This is a genomic window from Nonomuraea sp. NPDC004186 (assembly GCF_053603495.1).
Genome location: NZ_JBSGFQ010000111.1, coordinates 1 through 22935 on the forward strand (window position 1 = coordinate 1; position 22935 = coordinate 22935).

The 22935-nt window shown below is 71.6% G+C and carries 16 protein-coding genes and 2 pseudogenes; 8 read left to right on the forward strand and 10 right to left on the reverse strand.

Going from position 1 to position 22935, the window contains the following annotated elements:
- Window positions 1–361 (forward strand): annotated as a pseudogene (locus ACWEPL_RS52050) (shikimate dehydrogenase); the annotation flags it as partial.
- A gap of 9 nt (window positions 362–370) precedes the next feature.
- A complete protein-coding gene (locus ACWEPL_RS52055) occupies window positions 371–2110 on the forward strand; it encodes a bifunctional sugar phosphate isomerase/epimerase/4-hydroxyphenylpyruvate dioxygenase family protein (RefSeq protein ID WP_452440797.1) in 1740 nt (579 codons plus the stop codon).
- Here ACWEPL_RS52055 and ACWEPL_RS52060 read toward each other — a convergent pair.
- Window positions 2107–3266 (reverse strand): annotated as a pseudogene (locus ACWEPL_RS52060) (RNA-guided endonuclease InsQ/TnpB family protein). The gene ACWEPL_RS52055 and the pseudogene ACWEPL_RS52060 sit on opposite strands and share 4 nt — an antisense overlap.
- A 153-nt stretch (window positions 3267–3419) precedes the next feature.
- Here ACWEPL_RS52060 and ACWEPL_RS52065 point away from each other — a divergent pair.
- The 3 genes from ACWEPL_RS52065 (at window position 3420) to ACWEPL_RS52075 (ending at window position 6302) form a co-directional block, all read left to right on the forward strand.
- Window positions 3420–4067 (forward strand): TetR/AcrR family transcriptional regulator, encoded by a 648-nt coding sequence (locus ACWEPL_RS52065; RefSeq protein WP_363968530.1) that lies wholly within the window; start codon window positions 3420–3422, stop codon window positions 4065–4067.
- 166 nt (window positions 4068–4233) lie between these two features.
- The gene (locus ACWEPL_RS52070; protein WP_452440825.1) at window positions 4234–5529 is read left to right on the forward strand and encodes an MFS transporter; all 1296 of its coding nucleotides are present in this window, start codon (window positions 4234–4236) and stop codon (window positions 5527–5529) included.
- On the forward strand, window positions 5526–6302 hold the full coding sequence (locus ACWEPL_RS52075; RefSeq protein ID WP_363968526.1) for an N-acyl homoserine lactonase family protein: 777 nt from the start codon (window positions 5526–5528) through the stop codon (window positions 6300–6302). The genes ACWEPL_RS52070 and ACWEPL_RS52075 overlap by 4 nt, the downstream gene beginning before the upstream one ends.
- 33 nt (window positions 6303–6335) lie before the next feature.
- Here the strand turns inward: ACWEPL_RS52075 and ACWEPL_RS52080 are convergent, their stop codons facing one another.
- The 6 genes from ACWEPL_RS52080 to ACWEPL_RS52105 form a co-directional block, all read right to left on the reverse strand.
- Entirely contained in the window at window positions 6336–7037 is a 702-nt protein-coding gene (locus tag ACWEPL_RS52080) for an ABC transporter ATP-binding protein (protein ID WP_363968524.1), read from the reverse strand.
- Entirely contained in the window at window positions 7034–8812 is a 1779-nt protein-coding gene (locus ACWEPL_RS52085) for a branched-chain amino acid ABC transporter ATP-binding protein/permease (protein WP_452440799.1), read from the reverse strand. The genes ACWEPL_RS52080 and ACWEPL_RS52085 overlap by 4 nt, the downstream gene beginning before the upstream one ends.
- Window positions 8809–9678 (reverse strand): branched-chain amino acid ABC transporter permease, encoded by an 870-nt coding sequence (locus tag ACWEPL_RS52090; protein WP_350734399.1) that lies wholly within the window; start codon window positions 9676–9678, stop codon window positions 8809–8811. The genes ACWEPL_RS52085 and ACWEPL_RS52090 overlap by 4 nt, the downstream gene beginning before the upstream one ends.
- 1 nt (window position 9679) lies before the next feature.
- Window positions 9680–10813 (reverse strand): ABC transporter substrate-binding protein, encoded by a 1134-nt coding sequence (locus tag ACWEPL_RS52095; RefSeq protein ID WP_363968520.1) that lies wholly within the window; start codon window positions 10811–10813, stop codon window positions 9680–9682.
- A gap of 99 nt (window positions 10814–10912) precedes the next feature.
- On the reverse strand, window positions 10913–12628 hold the full coding sequence (locus tag ACWEPL_RS52100; RefSeq protein WP_452440800.1) for a thiamine pyrophosphate-binding protein: 1716 nt from the start codon (window positions 12626–12628) through the stop codon (window positions 10913–10915).
- A complete protein-coding gene (locus ACWEPL_RS52105) occupies window positions 12625–14073 on the reverse strand; it encodes an aldehyde dehydrogenase family protein (RefSeq protein WP_452440801.1) in 1449 nt (482 codons plus the stop codon). Before ACWEPL_RS52105 ends, ACWEPL_RS52100 begins: the two co-directional genes overlap by 4 nt.
- A 198-nt stretch (window positions 14074–14271) precedes the next feature.
- Here ACWEPL_RS52105 and ACWEPL_RS52110 point away from each other — a divergent pair, with 198 nt between their 5' ends.
- Complete coding sequence (locus ACWEPL_RS52110; protein ID WP_452440802.1) at window positions 14272–15045, forward strand: IclR family transcriptional regulator; 774 nt, start codon at window positions 14272–14274, stop codon at window positions 15043–15045.
- A 6-nt stretch (window positions 15046–15051) separates the two neighbouring features.
- Here the strand turns inward: ACWEPL_RS52110 and ACWEPL_RS52115 are convergent, their stop codons facing one another.
- Entirely contained in the window at window positions 15052–17172 is a 2121-nt protein-coding gene (locus ACWEPL_RS52115) for an outer membrane protein assembly factor BamB family protein (RefSeq protein ID WP_452440803.1), read from the reverse strand.
- 177 nt (window positions 17173–17349) lie between these two features.
- On the opposite strand from ACWEPL_RS52115, the gene ACWEPL_RS52120 reads away from it, so the two are divergent.
- Window positions 17350–18291, forward strand: a complete 942-nt coding sequence (locus ACWEPL_RS52120) for a ThuA domain-containing protein (protein ID WP_452440804.1) — start codon at window positions 17350–17352, stop codon at window positions 18289–18291.
- A 15-nt stretch (window positions 18292–18306) separates the two neighbouring features.
- Here the strand turns inward: ACWEPL_RS52120 and ACWEPL_RS52125 are convergent, their stop codons facing one another.
- Both ACWEPL_RS52125 and ACWEPL_RS52130 read right to left on the reverse strand, forming a co-directional pair.
- Window positions 18307–19503, reverse strand: coding sequence for a cytochrome P450 (locus ACWEPL_RS52125; RefSeq protein ID WP_452440805.1), 1197 nt, complete (start codon window positions 19501–19503; stop codon window positions 18307–18309).
- Window positions 19500–20186 carry a TetR/AcrR family transcriptional regulator gene (locus ACWEPL_RS52130; protein WP_363969036.1) on the reverse strand — a complete coding sequence of 229 codons (687 nt, stop codon included), beginning with the start codon at window positions 20184–20186 and terminating at the stop codon, window positions 19500–19502. Before ACWEPL_RS52130 ends, ACWEPL_RS52125 begins: the two co-directional genes overlap by 4 nt.
- Before the next feature lie 188 nt (window positions 20187–20374).
- Here ACWEPL_RS52130 and ACWEPL_RS52135 point away from each other — a divergent pair, with 188 nt between their 5' ends.
- Window positions 20375–22933 (forward strand): DUF7824 domain-containing protein, encoded by a 2559-nt coding sequence (locus ACWEPL_RS52135; RefSeq protein WP_452440807.1) that lies wholly within the window; start codon window positions 20375–20377, stop codon window positions 22931–22933.
- Window positions 22934–22935: the final 2 nt, after the last annotated feature.

Sequence of the window (22935 nt, forward strand, 5' to 3'; positions counted from 1 at the left end):
GGCGGCGGAGCTGAGCTCCCGGTTCGGCGCCGGCCGGGCCGGCGCCGCCACCCAGGACGAGCTGCCCGGACTGCTCGCCGAGGCGGACGGGCTGGCGCACGCCACACCCACCGGCATGGCCCACCACCCGGGGCTGCCGCTGCCCGCGGCGCTGCTGCGCCCCGGCCTGTGGGTGGCCGACATCGTGTACCGGCCGCTGGAGACGGAGCTGCTCAAGCAGGCCCGCGCGGCGGGCTGCCGGACGCTGGACGGCGGCGGCATGGTCGTCTTCCAGGCCGCGCACGCCTTCCGCCTGTTCACCGGCCGCGAACCCGACACCGAGCGCATGCTCGCCCACCTGACCGACCTGGTGACCGTCTGAGGAGAAGTCATGCGCAAGTCCATCGCCACCGTGTCGGTGAGCGGCACGCTGACCGAGAAGCTGGACGCCATCGCCGCCGCCGGGTTCGACGGCGTGGAGATCTTCGAGAACGACCTGCTGGTCTGCCCGCTGCCGCCCGAGGAGATCCGGGCCCGCGCCGCGGACCTGGGGCTCTCCATCGACCTCTACCAGCCCTTCCGCGACTTCGAGGCCGTGCCCGCCGACCTGCTGGCCCGCAACCTGCGCCGCGCCGAGCACAAGTTCCGGACCATGGAGCGGCTGGGCGCCGACCTGCTGCTGGTCTGCTCCAACGTCTCGCCCGAGGCGATCGGCGACGACGAGCTGGCCGCCTCCCAGCTGCGGCTGCTCGCCGAACGGGCGGCCGAGCACGGGATCCGCATCGCCTACGAGGCGCTGGCCTGGGGCCGGCACGTCAACGAGTACCTGCACGCCTGGCGCCTGGTGCGCATGGCCGACCACCCGAATCTGGGCACCTGCCTGGACAGCTTCCACATCCTGTCGCGCGGCTCCGACCCGATCGGCATCGAGGCGATCCCCGGCGAGAAGATCTTCTTCCTCCAGCTCGCCGACGCGCCGCTGCTGGCCATGGACGTGCTGCAGTGGAGCCGCCACCACCGTTGCTTCCCCGGCCAGGGCAACTTCGACGTGGCGGGGCTGGTGCGGCACGTCCTCGACGCCGGATACACCGGCCCGCTCTCGCTGGAGGTCTTCAACGACCACTTCCGCCAGGCCGGCACCGCCCGCACGGCCCGCGACGGCATGCGCTCGCTCATCGCCCTGGAGGACACCCTGTACGGGGCCGCCCATCCGGCCGTCCCCACCGGGTTCGCCTTCGCGGAGCTGGCCGCCCCTGAAGCGCTCGGCGGAGTGCTGAGCGCGCTCGGCTTCCAACGTACCGGGACGCATCCCACCAAACCCGTCGAGCTGTGGGAGCAGGGCGGCGCGCGGCTGCTGCTGAACGCCGCAGGCGGGGACCCCGCGCTGGTCGCCATCGGGCTGGACAGCCCCGACCCCGGCGCGGCGGTCAAGCACGCCGAGTCGCTGCTGTCGCCGGTCCTGCCGCGCGAGCGCGCGCCCAGGGAGGCGCGCCTGGACGCCGTCGCCGCCCCCGACGGCACCGAGATCTTCTTCTGCGACACGGCCTGGCTCGACGACTTCGCCCCCGCGAGGCCGCTCTCTGGGCCGGTCGCCGGGGAGATCACCCGCATCGACCACGTGGCCCTCACCCAGCCGTTCCACTATTTCGACGAGGCCGAGCTGTTCTACCGCACCGTGCTCGGCCTGCGGCCCCAGGAGAGCCTGGAGCTGCCCGACCCGTACGGGCTGCTGCGCAGCAAGGCGATGTCGGCCGCCGAGGGCGCGGTCCGGATGGTCATCAACCTCACCCAGGTCGGCGCCAGGGACCTGCCGTGGCAGCACGTCGCGCTCGCCTGCGACGACGTCGTGGCCGTCGCCCGCCGCCTGCGGGCCGAGCATCCGGAGCTGCTGCTGCCCATCCCCGCCAACTACTACGACGACCTGGAGGCCCGCCACGACAACGTCGACCCCGAGCTCAGGGAGCTGGGCGTGCTGTACGACCGGGACGCCCACGGCGAGTTCCTGCACCTGTACACCGTCACCGTGGGCCGCGTCTTCTTCGAGCTCGTCCAGCGCACGGGCGGCTACCAGGGGTACGGCGCCGGGAACGCCCCGATCCGGCTCTCCGTGCAGCACGCCGGACCTCACTAAGTTGACCTCCTCCCCCTTGTAAACGAGGGTGGTCCAACCGTCGCCGGTCGGTCTTCCTGCTTCACTGCCGGTCGCCCGCCCGAGAGGACTCTCGTTGAGGTCTTACACCAGCTCCACAGGCGTTTCAGCTCTCCGCCAGCCCGGCGGCGAGCACATTCTTCGCACCGTTGACGTCCCGGTCGTGGACCGCGCCGCAACCGCAGGTCCATTCCCGGACGTTCAACGGCAGCGCCTCTTGCAGGGCCCCGCAGGCCGAGCACAGCTTGGAGGAGGGGAACCAGCGGTCCACCGCCACCAGCGTGCGCCCGTACCAGGCGGCCTTGTACTCCAGCATCATCCGCAGGTCGCGCCAGGCCGCATCCGAGATGGCGCGGGCCAGCGAGCGGTTCTTGACCATGTTGCGAACCGTCAGGTCCTCCACGGCGATCACTTGATTCTCGCGAACAAGCCGTGTGGTGACCTTGTGCAGATGGTCCCGGCGCCGGTCGGCGATCCGGGCGTACACCTTGCCCACGCGCAGCCGGGCCTTGGCCCGGTTGTTCGATCCCTTCTCCTTACGGGCCAGCGATCGCTGAGCCCGGGCCAGCCTGCGCCGGTCGGCACGCTCGTGACGCGGGTTGACGATCTTCTCGCCGGTCGACAGCGTGGCCAGCGCCGTGATGCCCGCGTCCACGCCCACCGACGCCTCGACCGGCGCCAGCGGCGAGATCTTCTCCTCGACCAGGATGGACACGAACCATCGCCCGGCCGCATCCCGGGAGACCGTGACGAGCCGGTCATCCCGCCAGCGGAAGGCCGAGCGGGTGTACTCCGCGCTCGCGCGTGCCTTCTTCCTGCTCTTGAACGTCGGGTACTTGGCCCTGCGCGCGAAGAAGTTCGCGAACCCGGCTTGGAGGTGGCGCAGCGCCTGCTGCAACGGCACCGACGACACCTCACCCAGGAACGCCAGCTCGGGCGTCTTCTTCCACGCCGTCAGCGCCGCGGAGGACTCCACATAGGAGACCCGCCTGCCTTCCAGGATGTAGGCACGGGTCCGCTCTTCCAGAGCCTTGTTGTAGACCAGACGCACACAGCCGAACGTCCGGGCAAGCTCGCCGGCCTGCTCAGGGGTCGGGTAGAAGCGGTACTTGTAGGCCCGCTTCACCAACTGCGCCACACCTCATATTCTGACAGAATGATCAGTTGACTGCTGCTCGGTTGCAGTAGATGACGGCGGTCCGCCCGGCGGCGAATCGCCTGCTCCTGCCCTGCTCCGCAGGAGTCCGATTCATTCCCCGCCTGAAGGCGGGGGTCTCCTCGGAGGTACCAGATGACCACGCAACCCGTCGCCTCCGAACGCCAGCGGGACGCCGAGCGCACCAAGGCGGAGATCCTCAAGGTCGCCCAGCAGGAGTTCGCCCGGCACGGGTACGCGGGCGCGCGCGTGGACGAGATCGCCGAGCGCATGCGCACGACCAAGCGCATGATCTACTACTACTTCGGCAGCAAGGAGCGCCTCTACATCGCGGTCCTGGAGAAGGCCTACACCGAGGTCCGGGCGATGGAGCGGACGATCGACGTCGAGCACCTGGCCCCGGTGGAGGCGATCCGCACCCTGGCGGAGCTGACCTTCGACCACCACGACCTGCACCGCGACTTCATCAAGCTCGTCGCCATCGAGAACGTCCACCAGGCCGAGCACATCCGCAAGTCCGAGGTGCTGGCCAACCTCGGCACGCCCGTGCTCGACGTCATCTCGCGCATCCTGGACGCGGGGCAGGCCTCGGGCGAGTTCGTGACCGACGCCGACGCGATCGACGTGCACATGATGATCAGCTCGTTCTGCTTCTTCCGGGTGGCCAACCAGCACACGTTCGGCGCGCTGTTCGGGCGCGACATGACGGCGCCGGAGCACCGCGACCGGCTGCGCCGGATGGTGGGCGAGATGGTCGTCGCCTACCTCCGCGGCCCTGCCTGATCACTGGGCCTGATCACTGGGCCTGATCACTGGGCCTGATCACTGGGCCTGATTACAGGGCCTGTCAGGTAACCGATTGGCAACACCCTTGTAATGTACGAACCGGTGAGTTAGTTTCCTGCCACTGCGCTATGCCATTCCCCCCGTGAGGAGCATAATCGTGACGGTGCAGGGCAAACCTCGCAAAGCGGCTATAGCTGCATGGATCGGTAGTGCCTTGGAGTACTACGATTTCTTCATCTACGGCACCGCGGCCGCGCTCGTCTTCAGCAAGATCTTCTTTCCGTCCAGCTCGCCCGCCACGGGTACGCTCCTGGCCCTGGCCACCTTCGGCGTCGGCTATCTGGCCAGGCCGGTCGGCGCGTTCGTGCTCGGGCACGTGGGCGACAAGTTCGGCCGCAAGAAGGTCCTGGTCACCACGCTGGTCATGATGGGCGCCTCGACGTTCCTGGTGGGCTGCCTGCCCACCTACGACCAGGTCGGCGTGCTCGCCCCGGTCCTGCTCGTGGTCCTGCGCCTGCTGCAGGGCTTCTCCGTCTCCGGCGAGCAGGCCGGCGCCAACTCGATGACGCTCGAACACGCCCCCGACAACCGCCGGGCCTACTACACCAGCTTCACGCTCAACGGCACCCAGGCCGGGCAGATCATCGCCACCGCGATCTTCCTGCCGATCGCCGCGCTGCCCGAGGACCAGCTGCTGAGCTGGGGCTGGCGGGTGCCGTTCTGGCTGAGCATCGGGGTGGCCGCCGTCGGGCTGGTCATCCGCCGCACGCTGGAGGAGACGCCCGCCTTCGAGCAGGAGGTCGCCACCAACAACGTGGCCAGGATGCCGCTGGCCGTGCTCTTCCGCGAGCAGCGGGGGGACGTGCTGCGCGTGGTCGTGGCCGCGGTCATCGCCTCGGTGAGCACGATCTTCACCGTCCACGCGCTGTCGTACGCCGTCAACACCATGCACCTGGAACGCGGCCCCATGCTGTGGGTCGGCGTGCTGGCCAACGTCGCCGCGGTGATCACGATCCCGCTGTGGGGACGGCTGTCGGACCGGATCGGCCGCAAGCCGGTCTTCATCGGCGGCTCGCTGGGCTGCGCGGCGCTGATGTTCGCCTACCTGTGGTCGATCTCCATCGGCAGCTACCCCCTGATCTTCGTCGTGGGCATCCTGATGTTCGGCATCGTGCACAGCGCCACCAGCGGCGTCTGGCCGTCGTTCTACGGTGAGATGTTCACCACCCGGGTCCGCCTGTCGGGCATGGCGATCGGCACCCAGATCGGCTTCGCGATCGCCGGCTTCGCGCCGACCGTGGCCACGGCGCTGGCGGGCACCGGCCAGGGCAGCTGGCTGGGCGTGTCGGTCATCACCGCCGTCGTGTGCCTGGTCAACGTGGCCGCCGTGGCCACCGCCCGGGAGACCTACCGCGTCCCCACCGAGCAGCTCGGGCTCAAGGAACCGGTGCGGGTGTGACCGGTTTCCGCGTGTACGCCCTGCGCTACGCCGAGCGCGACGCCCGGCGTGGCGAGCACTTCCACGGCTACGACACCCGGGGAGCCGAGCCGCACCCCACCGCGTACTACGTCTGGCTGGCCGTCAACGACGAGCACACGGTCGTCATCGACACCGGCATCGGCCGGGCGCGCGCCGAACGGGCCGCGGGGCTGCGCTACCTGGCCTCGCCGGTGGAGGCGCTGGCCCGGCTGGGCGTGGCGGCGGACGCCGTCGATCACGTGGTGCTGACCCACCTGCACTACGACCACACCGGCACCGCCGCCGAGTTCACCTCCGCCCGCTACGTCCTGCAGCAAGCCGAACTGGACTACTGGACGGGACCCTGGGCCGAGCGCGTCACGGGGGAGCGCTGGCTGCTGAACGACGACGACCTCGCCCACCTCCAGGCCGCCCGCCGGGACGGCCGCGTGTCCCTGCTCGACGGCGACGCGACCGTGGTGCCCGGGCTGAGCGCGCACCTGGTCGGCGGCCACACGGCGGGCATGCAGGTGGTGCGCGTGCGCACCGCCCGCGGGCACGTCGTGCTGGCCTCCGACGCGAGCCACTTCTACGAGAACATCGAGGGCGACCGGCCGTTCCCGATCCTGCACAGCATGACCGGCATGTACGGCGCCTTCGACCGGATCAACGAGCTGGCCGACGGGCCCCACCTGGTGGTCGCCGGCCACGACCCGGAGGTGCTCAAGCGCTTCCCCCTGCTGGAGCCGGACATCGCGGAGATCGCCGGCTGACCCGCCCCCCGGCCGCAGGGTGCCGCCGGGGGGTCACAGGCCGAGGTATATGCGCCGGACCTGGGGGTCGTCGCGGAGCTCGGCCGAGGTGCCGGTGGCGGCGATCTCGCCGTTCTCCATCACCAGGCAGGTCGTGGTGACGTCGAAGGTGAGCTTGGCGTTCTGCTCGACGAGCAGGATGGCCAGGCCGTCGGCGTTGAGCCGCTTGAGCACGGCGGCGATCTCGGCGACGAGGATCGGCGACAGCCCCATCGAGGGCTCGTCCAGCAGCATCACCTTGGGGCGGCACATCAGCGCCCGTCCGACGGCCAGCATCTGCTGCTGGCCCCCGGACAGGGCCCCCGCCAGGCGGTGGCGCATCTCGCGCAGCACCGGGAAGACCTCGTACACCTCGTCGATGGGCGTGCGCTTCCAACTCTGCGTGTAGGCCCCGAGCAGGAGGTTCTTCTCGACGCTCAGGCCGGGGAAGACGTGCCGGCCCTCGGGGACGTAGCCGATGCCGTGCCGCACCAGGGTGTGCGCGGGCGTGCGCAGCAGGTCGTGCCCGCCGAAGCGGATCGCGCCGGCCTGCCGGGGCGCCAGGCCCATGACGGCCTTGAGCGTGGAGGTCTTGCCCGCGCCGTTGGCGCCGATGATCCCCAGCGACTGGCCGGGTTCGACGGTGAAGGAGACGTCGTGGGCGGCCCGTACGCCGCCGTAGTGGACGGAGAGGTTCTCGACGGTGAGCGTGCTCAACGGGTGGCCTCCTCGGCGGTGGGGGCGGTCATCGAGTCGCCGAGGTAGGCGGCCACGACGTCGGGGTGCACGGCCACCTCGGCCGGCGGGCCGTCCGCGATGACGCGGCCGCCCGACAGCACGGTGACCTGCTCGCACAGCGACATGACCAGGCCCATGTTGTGCTCGATGATCACGACGGTCACGCCGGAGTCCCTGATGGAGCGGACGATCTCGCCGAGCCGGCGCACCTCCTCACCATTCATCCCGGCGGCGGGCTCGTCCAGCAGGAGCAGGCCGGGCCGCATGGCCATGGCGCGGGCCAGCTCGATGCGCCGCTGGATCCCGTATGGCAGCGAGCGCGGCTCGGCGTCGGCGACCTCGCCCAGCCCGAACCGCTCGATGAGGTCCCCGGCCCGCGCGCGCAGCTCCCGCTCGTAGCCCAGCACCTTCCAGGGCAGGCTCGGGTAGCGCCAGATCCACGTGGTGGGAGTGCGGTCCAGGCCGACGAGCAGGTTCTCGCGCACGCTGAGGTCCTCGAACAGGCGCAGGTTCTGGAAGGTCCTGGCCACGCCGCGGTGCGACAGCCGGTACGGCGCCGCCCCCGTCACGTCGCGCCCGCGCAGCCGCACCGACCCCTGGGTGGGCGTGTAGAAGCCGCTGATGACGTTGAACAGCGTGGTCTTGCCCGAGCCGTTGGGCCCCACGATGCCGCGGATCTGCCCGGCGGGCACGGTGAGCGACACCCCGTCGAGCGCGACCAGCCCCTTGAACCGCTTGGTCACGTCCCGGACCTCCAGCACGTCGCCGTCCGGAGGGGCGGGCGCGGCGGCCTCGTACGGCCGGAAGGGGCCGAGCTGGGCACGCGAGCCGTCGCGGCGGCGCCGCAGGAGCTGGCGGGGCAGCCCGGCCAGGCCCTTGGGCGCGAACACCACCACGAGCACGACCACGAGGCCGTAACCGAGCTGGGCGTAGGCGGAGGCGTCCAGCAGCGCCTCCCTGACCAGGGAGAGCGCGACGGCGCCGACGACGCAGCCCAGGACGCTGCTCCGGCCGCCGATGATCACCATGGCGAGCAGGAGGAACATGTTGGCGATGTTGAACGACTCGGGAGCGACGAAACGGATGAGCCCGGCGTACAGGACGCCCGCGACGCCGCCGTACAGGCCGGACAGCACGAAGGCGGTCATGCGCAGCAGCGGGATCTCCGCGCCCAGCGCGCCCGCCGCGAGGTCGTCGTCGCGCATGGCGCGGAGTCTGCGGCCCAGCGGGGAGTGGGCGACCAGCAGGGCGAAGGCCAGGACGAGCGCGAAGACGATCAGCTCGACGTAGTAGAAGAGGTAGCCGCTGGACAGGTCGAGGCCGAACATCGGCGGCACCGGCACATCGCTGATGCCCTCGGCGCGGCCCGCGACGGTGGCGTTGGTGATCCAGTTGGTGAAGGCCAGGGCCAGGCCGAGCGTCACGATGCCCAGGTAGTGCGACTGCATGCGCAGCGCGGGCACCCCCACGAGCGCGCCGAAGACCACGGCGGCCACCACCGCCAGGACCGCGGCGGTCCAGAAGCCGAAGCCGGCCTGCGTGGTGAGGATGGCCACGGTGTAGGCGCCGACGCCGAAGAAGGCGACCTGGGCCAGGTTGATCTGCCCGGCCACGCCCATGGTCAGGCCGAGGCCGACGGCCAGGATCGCGAAGATGATCGCCACGTCGGCGACGTGCATCGAGTAGCCGCCCAGGCCGTAGGGGAGCAGCCACGCGGCCACGGCGACGGGGACGAGCCAGGCCAGACGTCTCATGCGCGGTTCACCGTGGCCTCTCCGAAGATGCCGGTCGGGCGGATCATGACCACGGCGGCGAACACCAGGAACGTCACCAGCTCCGAGTACTCCTGGAAGTTGCCCGCGGCGAACGCGTCGAGCAGCCCGAAGGCCAGCCCGCCGACGATCGCCCCCGGCATGCTGCCGAAGCCGCCCAGCATGGCGGCCGCGAAGCCCTTGATGCCCAGGGTGCCGCCCATGGTCGGGTTGACGTACAGCATGGGCCCGACCAGGCTGCCCGCCAGCGCCGCCAGGCCCGCGCCGATGGCGAAGGCCATGGCGTTGCTGCGCCCGACGTGGATGCCGACCGCGGTGGCGGCCTGGTGGTCCATGGCGACCGCCTGCATGGCCGCGCCGCGCTTGGTGCGCTGCAGGAACAGCGCCAGCAGCCCGGTCGCCGCCGCCGCGACCGCGATCACGAGCACGTTGTACGTGGGGATGCGGACGCCGGCCAGGTCGATCGGCTCGGTGGCGACGGGGGAGGGCACCGCGTGGCCGGTGGCCCCCCAGACGAGGACCGCCCCCGCCTCCAGGACGGCGCCGAAGCCGATCGTGCCGATCAGCATCAGCGTGAAGTCCTTGTTCTCCAGGGGGCGCAGGAAGCGCTCGATCACCAGGCCGATGAGGCCGGTGACCGCGATGGCCACGACGATCGCGACGGCGAAGGGGAGCCGGCTGGCCAGGTAGAACGTGGAGGCGGCGTACGCGCCGATCATGACGACGCTGCCGTGGGCGAAGTTGACCAGCCCCATGGTGCGGTAGACGATCGAGAACCCCATCGCCACCAGCGCGTACACCGCTCCGAACGTGACCCCGCCGATCAGGGTCTGGAGGAATACCTGCACGTCAGCTCGCGGCCTCGGGCACGACCTTGCCGTCCTTGACCAGGCCGATCTTGGTGGTGTGGATGCCGACGCCGTTGGCGTCGTAGTCGTAGTCGCCCAGCAACCCGGCGCGCTTGACGCCGCGGATGGCGTCGGCCAGCTTCTGCCCGCCTTCGCCCTTGGTCTGCTTGAGCGCCTCGATGAGGATCGACGCGCCGTCGTACGCCTTGGCGACGTGCATGCGGGCCTCCTCGTTGTAGGCGGCCTTGTACTTGGCGGCGAACGCCTTGATGGCGTCGCTGGCGTCGTTGCTCAGGTAGGGCGAGCTGACGATCGAGCCCTCGGCGTTCTTCAGCCCGGCCGTGGTGGCGTACACGTCGGTGCCCATCGGGGCGCCGCCGGCGAAGACGGCCTTGAGCCCCAGCTCGCGGGCCTGCTTGGCGATCAGCCCCGACTGGACCTCCTCGGCGCCGATGAACAGCACCTCCGGGTCCTTCTCGCGGATCTTGGCGAGGTTGGCGTTGAAGTCCTTCTGGTCGGGGGTGACGACCTCGTCGGCCAGCGGGGTGACGCTCCTGGTCTTGAGGGCGTTGAGGAAGGCGTCGTGCTCGCCGCTGCCGTAGGCGCCGTTGTTGCTGATCAGCGCGATCTTCTTCTGCCCCTTCTCGTCGACCAGGTACTTGGCGAGCGTCTCGTCGAAGGTGACGCTGGTCGGCGCGTTGAGAAAGAGGAACGGGCTCTTCAGCTCGGCGAGCTTGGGCGACTGGCCCGAGGTGATGTTCGGGATCTTGGCGTCTTTGAGGATGGGCGCCATGGCCAGGGTGACCGCGCTCTCGGCGGTGCCGAGCATGGCGACGTAGCCCTCGCCGGCGATCTTCCTGGCCAGGTTGGTGCCCACGGTCGGGTCGCCCTGGCTGTCGAACAGGTCGAGCTGGATCTGCCGCCCGTCGACGCCGCCGGCCTTGTTGGCCTCGTCGATGGCCAGCTTCACGCCTTTGTGCTCCCACTGGCCGAGCGAGCTGAGCTGCCCGCTCTGGGCGTCGACGTTCGCGATCTTGATGGGTCCGGTGGCGCCGGCGCCTGACTGGTTCGACTGTCCGGGCGGGGCACAGGCGGCGAGCAGGATGAACGCGGCCGCGACGATCGGAAATCTCACGATTCACCTCTGGGGGTAGGTGAGAGAGTTAATTCACGGACTAGTACGTTCGTTATAGCGCCGCACGGAAGCGGAGGAAATATCGAACGCGCAACGGTTTCAGTCGGAGAACATCCCCTGATAGATGTCCTTGATGTTCCAGTGGCCGGGTGTCGGCACCGGTTCGTTCACCATCGGGACGTCGATGACCGCGGGACGCCGGTTCGCGACGGCCGCGCGCAGGGCCGCGCCAAGCTCGGCGGGCGTGGTGACGGTGTGGCCGTCGGCGCCGCACGCGACGGCGAGCGCGGCGAAGTCCGGGCTGTAGGGCCGCCCGGCCGGGTCGGTGAAGTCGCAGCCGTGGCTGCGGCCGAAGTGGGCCGCCTGCAGGTCCGAGATGGTCCCGTGCGACCTGTTGTTCATCACCACGAAGATCACGGGGGCGCCCTGCTCGACCGCGAGCGGCACGGCGGGCAGCTGCGCGCTCATGCCGCCGTCGCCGATGAGCGCGACCACCGTCCGCTCCGGCCGGGCCAGCTGCACGCCCACGGCCGCGGCCGGGCCGAACCCCATGGTGGAGGCGCCGCCGGGGGTGATGAACCGCCCCTGCGGCGGCAGCTCGTAGCACTGGGCGACGCCGTTCTTGTTCCAGCCCACGTCGGTGACCAGCACGGCGTCGGCGGGGATCGCCTCGCGCAGGTCCGCCAGGATGCGCTCGGGCCGCAGCGGGAAGTCCTCGCTCCGGCCGCGCTCCCTGCTCGCGGTGAACAGCCCGGACCTGGCCTCGCGGATCTGCTCCCTCAGCTCCGGCCTGTCGGCCGGGGGATGGGCCTTGGCGGCCTCGGCCAGCGCCCTGACCGCGAGCCCCACGTCGGCGACCGCGCCGATCGCCACCGGGTAGTTGCGGCCGAGCTCGGCCGGGTCGATGTCGATCTGGATCAGCGTGCTGCCGGCGGAGAAGTCCCAGGTGAAGCGGGGGTCCCAGGAGCTGGCGTCGGTCTCGGCGAAGCGGGTGGCCAGGGCGAGCACGACGTCGGCCTCCCTGGCGTACGCGTTCGTCAGCTCCAGCCCCCAGAATCCGGGCATGCCCAGCACGAGCGGGTGGGCGTCGGGCACGGTGCCCTTGGCCATGAGCGAGTGCGCGATGGGGAGGTCCAGATGCTCGGCCAGCGCGATCAGCGCGTCGGCATCCTCACGCAGGCCGCCGCCGACGTAGACGAGCGGTCGCTCGGCCGCCGCCAGGGTCGCGGCGATCAGCTCGGCGCCGGCCTCGGGCAGGTCGGGCGGCGCCGCGTGGCTGATCGGCGGGTACGGCGCCGCGGGCCGGGAGAAGACGTCCATCGGCACGTTGACGAGCGTGGCGCCCGGCCGTCCCGACAACGCCGTCCAGAAGGCCCGCTCCACGGCCCGGCCCAGGTCCTGGGCGCGGTGCACGTTCCAGGCCCGCTTGACGAAGGGGCGGAAGACCGACGCCTGGTCGCCGTCGGCGTGCAGGTTGATCTCCTGGTGCGGGTGGCGGCCCCGGTAGTAGGAGGGGATGTCGCCGGAGATCACGATGAGGGGCACGGAGTCGAGCGCGGCGGTCATGACGCCGGTGGCGGCGTTGGTCAGGCCGGGCCCCACGTGCACGAGCAGCACGCCGGGCTTGCCGCCGGCGCGGGCGTAGCCGTCGGCGGCGTGCGCGGCGGCCTGCTCGTGGCGGGCGATGACGAAGCGGATGGGACTGTCGGCCAGCGCGTCGAGCACCGCGATGTTGGTGTGCCCGCAGGTGCCGAAGACGTACTCGACGCCCAGCTCCTCCAGTTGCGCGACGAGCGCGTGGGCGGCGGTGGTCATTGATCTCCCCAGATCGTCAGCCCCTTGAGCATGAGGGTCTTGGTCACGGTGAAGTCCTCGATCATCCAGCGGGGCGACTCGCGGCCGATGCCGGAGTCCTTCACGCCGCCGAACGGGACGTGGTCGAGGCGGAAGTTGGAGGAGCCGTTGACGATCAGGCCGCCGACCTCCAGCTCCCGCCAGGCGGTGAGGATGCGGCGCACGTCGTGGGTGAAGATCCCGGCCTGAAGGCCGTACGAGCTGCGGTTGCACTCCTCGATCACCTCGTCGAAGCCGTCGTACGGGAGCACGGCCACCAGCGCGCCGAACACCTCCTCCCTGACCACCCGCGCGTCGCGGGGCGGCGCGACCACGACGGTGGGCGCCATCACCGCCCCGTCGCGGCTGCCGCCCGCGGTGATGCGGGCGCCCGCCCCGGCGGCTTCGGCGCTCCAGCGGACCACGCGCTCGGCCGCGGCGTCGTCCACCATCGAGCCCACGTCCGTCGCCGGGTCGAGGGGGTCGCCCACGGCCAGGGCCTTCACCTCGCCGGTCAGGGAGTCGGCGAAGTCCTCGAAGCGGGAGCGCTGGACGTAGACGCGCTGCACCGAGATGCAGCTCTGGCCGGAGTTGCTGTAGCCGGTGCGGGCGCAGACCCGGGCCGCCTCGGCGACGTCGGCGTCCTCGCACACGATGGTCGCGGCGTTGCCGCCGAGTTCGAGCAGCACCCGCTTCGGCCCGGCGGCGTGGGCGACGGCGTGCCCGGCCGCGACGCCGCCGGTGAAGCTCACCACGGCGATCTCCGGCGCCGCGCACAGCCGCGCGCCCACCTCGCCGCCGCCGTGCAGGACCTGTACGGCCTCGACCGGCATGCCGGCGTCGAGCAGCAGCTCGACCAGCGCCGTGGAGACGGCCGGGGCCTGCGGCGGCGGCTTGACGATGGTGGTGTTGCCGGCAGCGAAGGAGGCGGCGAGCTTGTGGGCCAGCAGGTTCGCGGGCGCGTTGAACGGCGTGATCGCCAGCACCGGGCCCGCCGGGGCGCGCTGGGTGAGGGCGGTGTTGCCGACCCCGCGCGCCCAGCCCGCCACCGGCAGCACCTCGCCGCCGATCCGCCTGGCCTCGGCCGCCGCGACGGACAGCGTGTCGGCCACCCGCAGCACCTCGCCGCGCCCGTCCTTGAGCGGTTTGCCCAGTTCGAGCGCCAGGAGGCGAGCGAACTCCTCGCCGCGCTCGCTGATCGCGGCGGCGGCGCGCTCCAGGATGTCCGCGCGGGTGGCCGGGGCCAGCCGCGCGATCGTCCTGGCCGACCGCTGGGCGTAGCCGAGAGCTGTGGTGACGTCGTCGGCCTGCGCCGTTCTGGCCCGGCTGACGACCTGGCGGACGTAGGGGCCGACGCGCTCGGCCCGCGGTCCTTCGGTGAGCCACTGGCCGGCGACCAGGCAGCCGGTGTCGTGGATTGCGTTCATGGCGGCTCCATGGATCCGCTAAGCGGTTCTCATGAACCGCACTGTGGATGGCCTCACGGTATGAGGACGGTACGGGTTCTGGCAAGACCCTGATCCACATAGCGGATCATATGGACCATCAAGCGGACCGGATGTTAGCCTGCGGACCGCATGAGAAGGTGGGCAGCAGGTTCACCTTCTACCCACAAGTGAGGACCCGTGCCTTCGAACCTTCCCGCAGAGTCCGGTGAGAGCGGCGGCGTGCGCAGCGTCCAGCGGGCGTTCGACATCCTGTCGCTGCTCACCGAGGAGCGGCGGACGCTGACCATCCGCGAGGTCGTCGAGGAGACGGGGCTGGCCAAGACGACGGCGCTGCGGCTGCTGCAGACCCTGGAGCACATGGGGCTGCTGTGGAGCACGCCGAAGGGCTACGCGGCCGGCCCCGCCCTGTGGCGGTGGGCGCACCTGGCCCGCACGGTGTGGGAGCTGCCGCCGGAGACCGTCCAGCTCATGCGCGAGCTCGGCGCGCGGCAGCGGGAGACCGTCAACCTGTACGTGCTGCGCGACGTCCACCGCGTCTGCATCGCCCAGCAGGAGAGCCCGCAGCCGCTGCGCCACGTCGTACGGGTCGGCGACGAGCTGCCGCTGTGGGCGGGGGCCTCCTCGAAGATCCTGCTCAAGGACGCCCCCGAGCGGCTGCTGTCCCGGGTCGCCCGCTCCTCCCCGTACGGCGAGTCCCACACGGCCACCCTGCGGGAGTGGATCGACCAGGCGGCGCGCGACGGCTACGCGGTCAGCCACGGCGAGCGCGAGCCCGGCCTGTCGGCGGTCGCCGTGCCCGTGACGAGCGGCTCGGGGGCGACCGTGGCGGCGCTGACGCTCAGCGGCCCGACGGTGCGCTTCGGCGACGACCGCGTCGCGGAGTTCGCCGCGGACCTGCGGGAGGTGGCCAAGCGCATGTCCGAACGCGGCTTCGACCACCCCCTCGCCTGAGCGCCGTCAGTAGACGACGATCTTGCCGGTGTTCTGCGGGAAGATCGCGTCGTTGTAGAAGTACTCGCCCGCCGTGTCGAACGTGTGGGTGAAGGACTGGCCGGGCATCAGCACGCCGCTGTCGAACTCGTACTCGAAGAACGACACGGCGGCGTGCGCGGACTTGTTGTCGGCCGGGTTGGCGAAGGTGACCGTCGTGCCCTTCGGCACCCGCAGGTGCTGGGGTGACATGGCGTTCTGGGCGACGGTGTTCTCGGTCGCGCCGGGCCGCTGGTTCGCGGCGTCCCAGATCCGGCCGAGCGTGACGGTGGTGCCGGCGACGGCCGCCGCCCTGATGTCGTTGCGTTTCCTGGGCGGCGTGGGCGTGACCGCCGGGGCCACCTTGCCGCCCAGCTTGAACGCCCAAAGGTGGTCCCCGCGGGGGATGTCCGGATAAGGCAGCCCGTTGCCGCCGGCCAGGACCGCGAGGTACTGCTCGCCGTCGATCTCGTAGCTGATCGGGCTGGTGTGCACGCCGGCGCCGCACTGGAAGCTCCACAGGATCCGGCCGTCGGTGTCGTCCATGGCGTGCAGCAGCCCGTCCGGCCCGCCCTGGAACATCACCCGGCCGCCGGTGGTCAGGATGCCGTTGCCGTGCGCCAGGGACCACTCGCGCTCGAGGGTCCACACCGGCTCGTTGGTGCGCGGGTCCACGGCCGCGATGCCGCCCGCGAAGTACTCGCCCAGCGGGCGCGAGGTGTTGACCCGGCCGTCGTGGGTGTTGGAGAAGCCGGAGTTGATCAGCCCGTACCCGACGTAGATCCAGCCCGTGTGCGGGTTGTACGACAGGTGCGCCCAGTCCGCGCCGCCGCCCGCGCCCGGGAAGATGATCGTGGCCCGGTCCCAGTGCGGCGTGTAGAGGCCGCCCCAGGCGTAGAACGGCACCGGCCTGGTCGCCTTGCCGAACTCGGGCGCCTGCGTGATGAACGGCTCGCCGCCGGGGAAGGGCTGCGTCGGCGCGGTCTTCTGCCGGGGGTCCTGCGGCACGGGGCGTTCCTCCACGCCGTGCAGCGGCTCGCCGCTCTCCCGGTCGAGGATGTAGAACATGCCGGCCTTGCTGCCGTAGACGACGGCCCTGCGCAGTCTGCCCTTGACCTTGATGTCCACGAGCACGGGCGCCATGACGTTGTCCAGGTCCCAGATGTCGTGGTGCACCGACTGGAAGTGCCACCTGCGCTTGCCGGTCTTGGCCTCGATGGCCACGATCGAGTTGGCGAACAGGTTGTCGCCGCCCCGGCCGGAGCCGTCCAGGCGCGGGTAGGAGCCGCCGAACGTCCAGTAGACCAGGCCCAGCTCCGGGTCGACGGCCGGGTGGATCCACGGCACCGCGCCGCCGGTCTTCCAGGACTCGCCCTCCCAGGTGTCGTTGCCGAACTGGCCCTCGCCGGGGCACGCCCAGAAGGTCCAGGCGACCTCGCCGGTGGCGGCCGTGAGCGCGTACGCCCGGCCGCGCGCGCCGCCGGTGCTGCCCTGCATGCCGACGTAGATCAGGCCGTCGTGGTAGACGACGGCGCCGGCCAGGGTGCCGGTCAGGCCGCCGCACTGGCCGTTCTGCGGGTCGCAGCCGCCGGTGTCGCCGCCGCCCTCGTCGTCGGTGATGAGCGGGCGCTGCCAGACGACTTGGCCGGTGTCCTTCTTCAAGGCATAGACGATGTTGGCGCCCGAGGTGGAGAAGACCAGGCCCTCGCCGAGGGCGACCCCGCGCATGTTGGTCTGCCTGGTGCCGAGGCTGGTCTTCCACTTGATCGCGCCGGTCCGGCCGTCCACGGCGAAGACGTTCTGCTGCGTGGTCTGCACGTACAGGACGCCGTTCTCGACGACGCAGGTGCTCTGCTGGTGCGCGGCGGTGCTGCCGCCCTCGAGGTTGACGTGCCAGGCGCCGCCCAGGCGGCTCAGGTTCCTGGCGGTGATCTGCTTGAGCGGGGAGTGGTTGTGGTTGCCCAGGTTGCCGCAGACCTTGGGGAAGTCCTTGCCGGCGACGCCGAGGGAGGCGGGCTGGCGTTCCGTGGCGGCCGTGGCGGGTTCCGCGACCGTGGCGGCGGTGGTCAGCGTCGCGGCCGCGCCGATGAGGAAGTTACGTCGTTCCACTGGTACCACACACCTTCAGCGGTCCGCTACATGGACCTATTGATCCATATGACGGACGCACCATAAGCCTCGGCCGAACGTGAAGGCAAGAGCTTGTTCTCGTGCCGGGCCGTGGTTACGCTCGAACCTCTTAGTGGACCATCCGATCCATCTAGTGGATCGAGGCGCGAGGTGCCCATGCGTACCAGACTGTCGATCGCCGCCCTCACCGGCGCGGCGGCACTCCTGCTCACCGCCACCGCTCCCGGCTCCGCCGCCTCGCGCGAGGGGGCACAGAACCTCGGCGACCCCGACTACGGCGTTTGTCGCGGCACCGACCCGCGCTGCTACCACGACTGGGGCAACTTCGACCCCGCCAAGGGCTACCGGCTGCTCGTCTACAGCCGCACCGCCGGTCCCCGCCACGCCCACCTCGGCACCCCGCTCGGCCCCGGGCTCAACCCGCCGCTCAACGACGACAACGTCGCGATCAAGGCCGTGCTCAAGCTGGGCCAGGACAACGGCTTCGCCGTCGACTACACCGAGGACGTCGCTCAGCTGTCCTCGGCGGGGCGGCTGCTGCCGTACAACGCGGTGATGTTCCTCAGCACCACCCGGGACACCCTCGACGACGCCGCGCAGACCGCGCTGCGGCAGTACATCCGGGCCGGGGGCGGGTTCGTCGGCGTGCACAACGCCTTCGGCACCGAGTACAACTGGCCCTGGTACGAAGGGCTGCTCGGCAACGCCAACTTCTACGACCACGCCGCCAACCAGCCGGGCACCGTCGTCACCGCCGACCGGCGCGACGCCTCCACCCAGGGGCTGCCCCAGCGCTGGGCCTTCACCGACGAGTGGTACAACCTCGTCCCGTTCCCCACGCGCGTCCGCGTCCTGGCCAAGGTGGACGAGAGCACGCTGGCCCGCGGCGTGCGCGGCAACCTCGGACACCCCGGCCACGGCGGCGACCACCCGGTCAGCTGGTGCCAGTACTACGACGGCGGCAGGGCCTGGCTCACCACCCTCGGCCACGACGTCAAGGCGTGGACCGACGAGCCGCTCGACGGCGACCAGTACTTCGTCCGGCACCTGCTCGGCGGCGTGAAGTCCGTCATGGGCATGGCGCCCTTCTGCCGCTGAGCAGGTGCCGGCGGGTCACCAGGTGACGGGAAGCTCGTAGACGCCGTAGACCTGGCCGTCGTGCTTGAAGGGGATCTGGTCCAGGTCCGCCGCCAGGCGCAGGGACGGGATGCGCCGGTAGAGCGTGCTGTAGGCGACCTGCAGCTCCATCCGCGCCAGCGGCTGGCCCAGGCACTGGTGGACGCCGAAGCCGAAGGCCACGTGGCGGCGGGCGTCGCGGCGGATGTCCAGCTCGTCGGGCTCGGGGAAGATCGCGGGGTCGCGGTTGGCGATGTCGTTGGCCATGATCATCCCCTCGCCCGCGCGGATGACCTGGCCGCCGATCTCGATGTCCGCCAGCGCGACCCGGCGGCGCCCGCTGTGGGTGATGTTGAGGTAGCGCAGCAGCTCCTCCACCGCGCTGGCGACCAGCCGCGGGTCGTCGTTGTGGCGCAGGAGGGCGAGCTGGCCCGGGTGCCGCAGGAGGGCGAGCATGCCCAGGGCGATCATGTTGGCGGTGGTCTCGTGCCCGGCGATCAGCAGCAGCACGCCCATCTGGGCGGCCTCCTGCCGGGTCATCTCGCCGGCCTTGACCCGCTCGGCCAGCTTCGACAGCAGGTCGTCCGCTGGGTCGGCGAGCTTCTCGCCCATCAGGGAGTCCAGGTACTCGAACAGCCTCGCGCCGGCGGCGGCCCGCTCCTCGGGCGGCGTGCTGCGCCTGATGACGGTCTTGCTGTTCTCCTGGAAGAAGTCGTGGTCGGCGTACGGGACGCCGAGCAGCGCGCAGATCACCAGCGAGGGCACCGGCAGCGCGAACGCCTCCACCAGGTCCACCGGATTCGGGCCGGCCAGCAGGTCGTCGATCAGGTCGTCCACGATCTTCTGCACGGCCGGGCGCAGGGACTCCGTCCGCCTGACGGTGAACTGGGCCTGCACCATCCGCCGCAGCCGGGAGTGCTCGGGGTCGTCCATCATGATGAAGCTGATCGTGCCGCCGGCGCCGATGCGGGGCGCCTGGATCGGGTAGCCGGGGCGGGTGACGTCGGCGCTGACCCTGGGGTCGGCCAGCAGCGCCCGCTGCTCGGCGTACGTGGTCACCAGCCACGGGGTGCTGCCGTCCCACAACCTGACCTTGGCCAGCGGCCCCTCCTTCTGCAGGTCGCGCAGGGGCGGCGGCGGGTCGAACGGGCAGCCCGCCGCTCTGGCCATGGGAAACTCGTGGATCTCGGTCATCGCCGGCTTCCTTTGCGTGAGGTGGTCCGGCCGCCGGGCCCCATGATGGGTGCTGTGACAGGTGCTGTCCACAGCCCGACGGTCGCGTCGATCAGCCCGGTCGCCGTGTCGTGCCAGTCGGCACGGGGCGTGGGCGTGTCCTCGGCCAGCGCGCGTTCGCGCTCGGCGCACACGTGCGCCATGAGGTGGCTCGTCATGTCCCTGCGCTCGGCCCGTACGTCGGGCGGCAGCTCGGGCAGGCACCGCTTCAGCTCGCCGAGGATCTCGACGAGCGTGGGGGAGCTCAGCGCGTCGTCGATCATGATGTCGCGCAGGACGGGGTCGGTCATCACCTGCGCGCCGAACCGGGCGAACCACGTGGGGTTGCCCATCTCGGCCAGATACTCGGTGACCGGGCGCACCAGGCACGCCACCCAGTCGCGTACCTCGCCGGACCCGGCCGTCTCGGCCAGCATGCGGCGGCGGACGCGCTCGATCCGCTCGATGTGCTTGCGCACGATCGCGCGTACCAGGTCGGTCTTCGTGCCGAAGTGGTAGCCGACGGCGGCGTTGTTGCCCTGCCCGGCGGCCTCGCTGACCTGCCGGTTGGAGACGGCGAACACCCCGTGCTCGGCGAACAGCCGCTCGGCCGCCGTCAGGATCTGCTCGCGGGTCGCGCAGGCCCGCTCGGCCCGCACCGTCATGGTCGCCACCGAGCCGGACCGTACGGCCCCCGCGGCTCGAAGACGCGGCTCTCACCGCATCCTTGACCCACCATGACCTCCCCGAGTGGACCCCTTCCCGCCAGCCAACCAGGTGGGGATACGTAAGTCAAGCGACTGATTTAATAGTGTGGCCAAAAGTGTCGGCGGCGGTGGTTAATGTCCCCGCTGTGGATCACTGCGGAGAGATCGAGAAGCTGATCGTCGCACGCCAGGCCGACCGGCTCGCCGAGCAGGTCAAGGCGCTGGACGAGCAGGGGCGCAAGGAGGTCGCCGCCCGGCTGCCGGAGCTGCTGAAGGAGCTGCGGGCCCGGTTCGACCGGTGGGACGACGGGCTGGTCGCCTACGGGAGCGCCTTGCGGGTGGCGGGGGCGGCCACCTTCGGCGGGGCGGCGGCCGTGGCGTCCTGGCTCTACCGGCGCGACTTCGCGCCGCAGTGGGACGGCCCCGACGCCGACGTCGGCCTCGTCCTCGCGGTGCTCGCCGACCGGCCCACCGCCTGGCGCGCCGATCTGGCCGAGCGGCTGGTGCTGCGCCTGCGCGTGCCCGACGACCGCGGCATGGGGCTCGCCCTGGCCCTGCTCCGCGAGACCGGCGTCGAGCCGCCGCCGCACGAGCCGCTGGTGGCCGGCTGGGTGAGCCGTGAGCCGTCGCTGTCCGACGACCCGCTGCTCGACCACCTGCTGCCGCGCCTGTTCGAGGCCCAGGGCGTGGGCCGGGCGCTCCAGTGGGACAAAGCATCGGAGAAGGGCTGGCTGCGGGCGCTGCTGGAGGCGGCCGAGTCGGGCCGGGTGCGGCGCGAGGCGCTGATCGACGGCTGCGTGCGCCGCTTCCTGCTCGGCGGCACGCCCATCGACCTGCGGTTCTTCGTACGCCTGCACGAGGCGCTGGATCCCTCGCCCGCCGAGGCCGCCGCCCGCGCCCGCGACTACCTGCGCCTGCTGCCCGCCTCCCCGGGCCCGGTCGCCGAGCTGGCCCTGAAGCGCCTGCGCGCCTGCGGCGAGCTCACCGCCGACGATCTGGTCGAGGCGTGGGAGTCGCTGCTGTTCCGCCCCGAGCACAAGCTGGTGCGCGCCGGGATGTCGTGGCTCGACCGTTCCGTGCGGCGCGCGCCCGAGCTGGCCGGCCTGGTCGCCGCGCCGTTGGCCAGCGCGTTCGCCGCCGACTCGGCCGAGCTGCAGGAGAAGGCCGTCGAGCTGGCCGTCGCCCATGCCGGCCGTATGACCGAGGAGGGACGCGCCACCGTACGCGAGGCGATCGAGCTGCTCCCGCCCCACCTCGGCCTGCGGGCCTCCGCCGCCTTCGCGGGCGGCAGCGTCGCCGAGGCCGAGCCCGCGTTCGTGCCGCCGCCGCTGCCCGCGGCGCCCGAACGCGTCCACACCTTCCCGGCCCCGATCGAGTCCATCGAGGAGCTGATGACGGAGGAGGCCCGCTCCTGGCAGGCCTGGGAACGGCGGCTCGCCGGGTTCGTCACGCTCGTCGGCCGCGACCGGGCGGGCATGGTGGCGGAGCTGCGCCCCCGGCTGATCGGCGGGCCCGGCTGGACGTACCGCGAGGAGGCTTGGGAGTGGGTCAGCCTGTGGTTCGACGGCGCCACGCATTCCCTGACCGGGACCGCGGCCGTCCGGCAGGCCTGGACGCGCTACATGCCGAAGACCCGGCTGGCCGCCCCGCTCCGGCTCCTGCTGCATCGCGCCGCCGAGATCCTGCGGGCCGTCGAGGAGGACACCCTCCCGCCGCTGCTGCTGGCCACGCCCACGCACAGCACCGGGCACGTGGCGGCGGCCGAGCTCGTCAGGCGGCTGGAGGTGATCGAGGCGGCCGGGGCCAAGCCGCTGGCAGCGGACCTCCAGCAGGCGCTGCTGCGCCTGCCGCGCACCCCGGATCCCGAGGCCATGCGGCGGGCCGCACGCCTGACGTCCGGCGCGGGCCGGATCGTCGCCGGGTGGACCTGCCCGGAGGTCGCGATCGAGGTCGAGTGGCGGTGCAACGGCGAAGGCGAAGGTCACGACTGGCACGATCGGAGCCACAGCCACGACATACGCCTGGTGCCGTCGGCCACCGTCGCGCCCACCGGGCTGCCGCTGGTCGACCTGATGCTCAGCGTCCCCGAGGACTCCGGCGGCGGCGAGCACCGCGAATGGTGGACCTCGACGCTGCCCTCCCACCGCGAGGTCGCCGCCGCGTACCTCATGCCGCACGCGCTCAGGCGCTACTGGGTGCACGACACCGTCGGGCCGGAGCAGGCCCGCGAGCTCGCCCGCGCGGAAGGGCCGGTCGGGGCGGCGTTCGCGGTCGTCCTCGCCCGGGTCCTGGGCGACCCGCGGGTGCCCGAGTCGGTCGACGTCCTGCTGGAGACCGCCGCGCGTGGCGAACTGCCGGCGGAGGAGGTCGGCCGCCAGGCCGGGCTCCTCGTGGCGAGCGGCGAGGTGCGGATGATCGACATGGTCGCCGCGCTGGACGCCGCGGCCCGGCGCGGCGCCCACGCGTACGTGTGGCGGATCGCCGCCACCGCCCTGCCCGCCCTGCTGCCCGCGCCGGGCGAGCGCCCCCGCAACGGCCTGGCCGGATTCGTCACCCTCGCCGCGGCGGCGGCCGAGTGGTCCGGGGCGCGCGGCGAGATCCCCGAGATACGCGCCATGGCCGCCCGCAGGGGCGGCAGCGGCCTGCTGCGCGAGATCCGCCGGCTGCACGACCTGCTCACCGGCGACAACGGCCAGGAAGGATGACC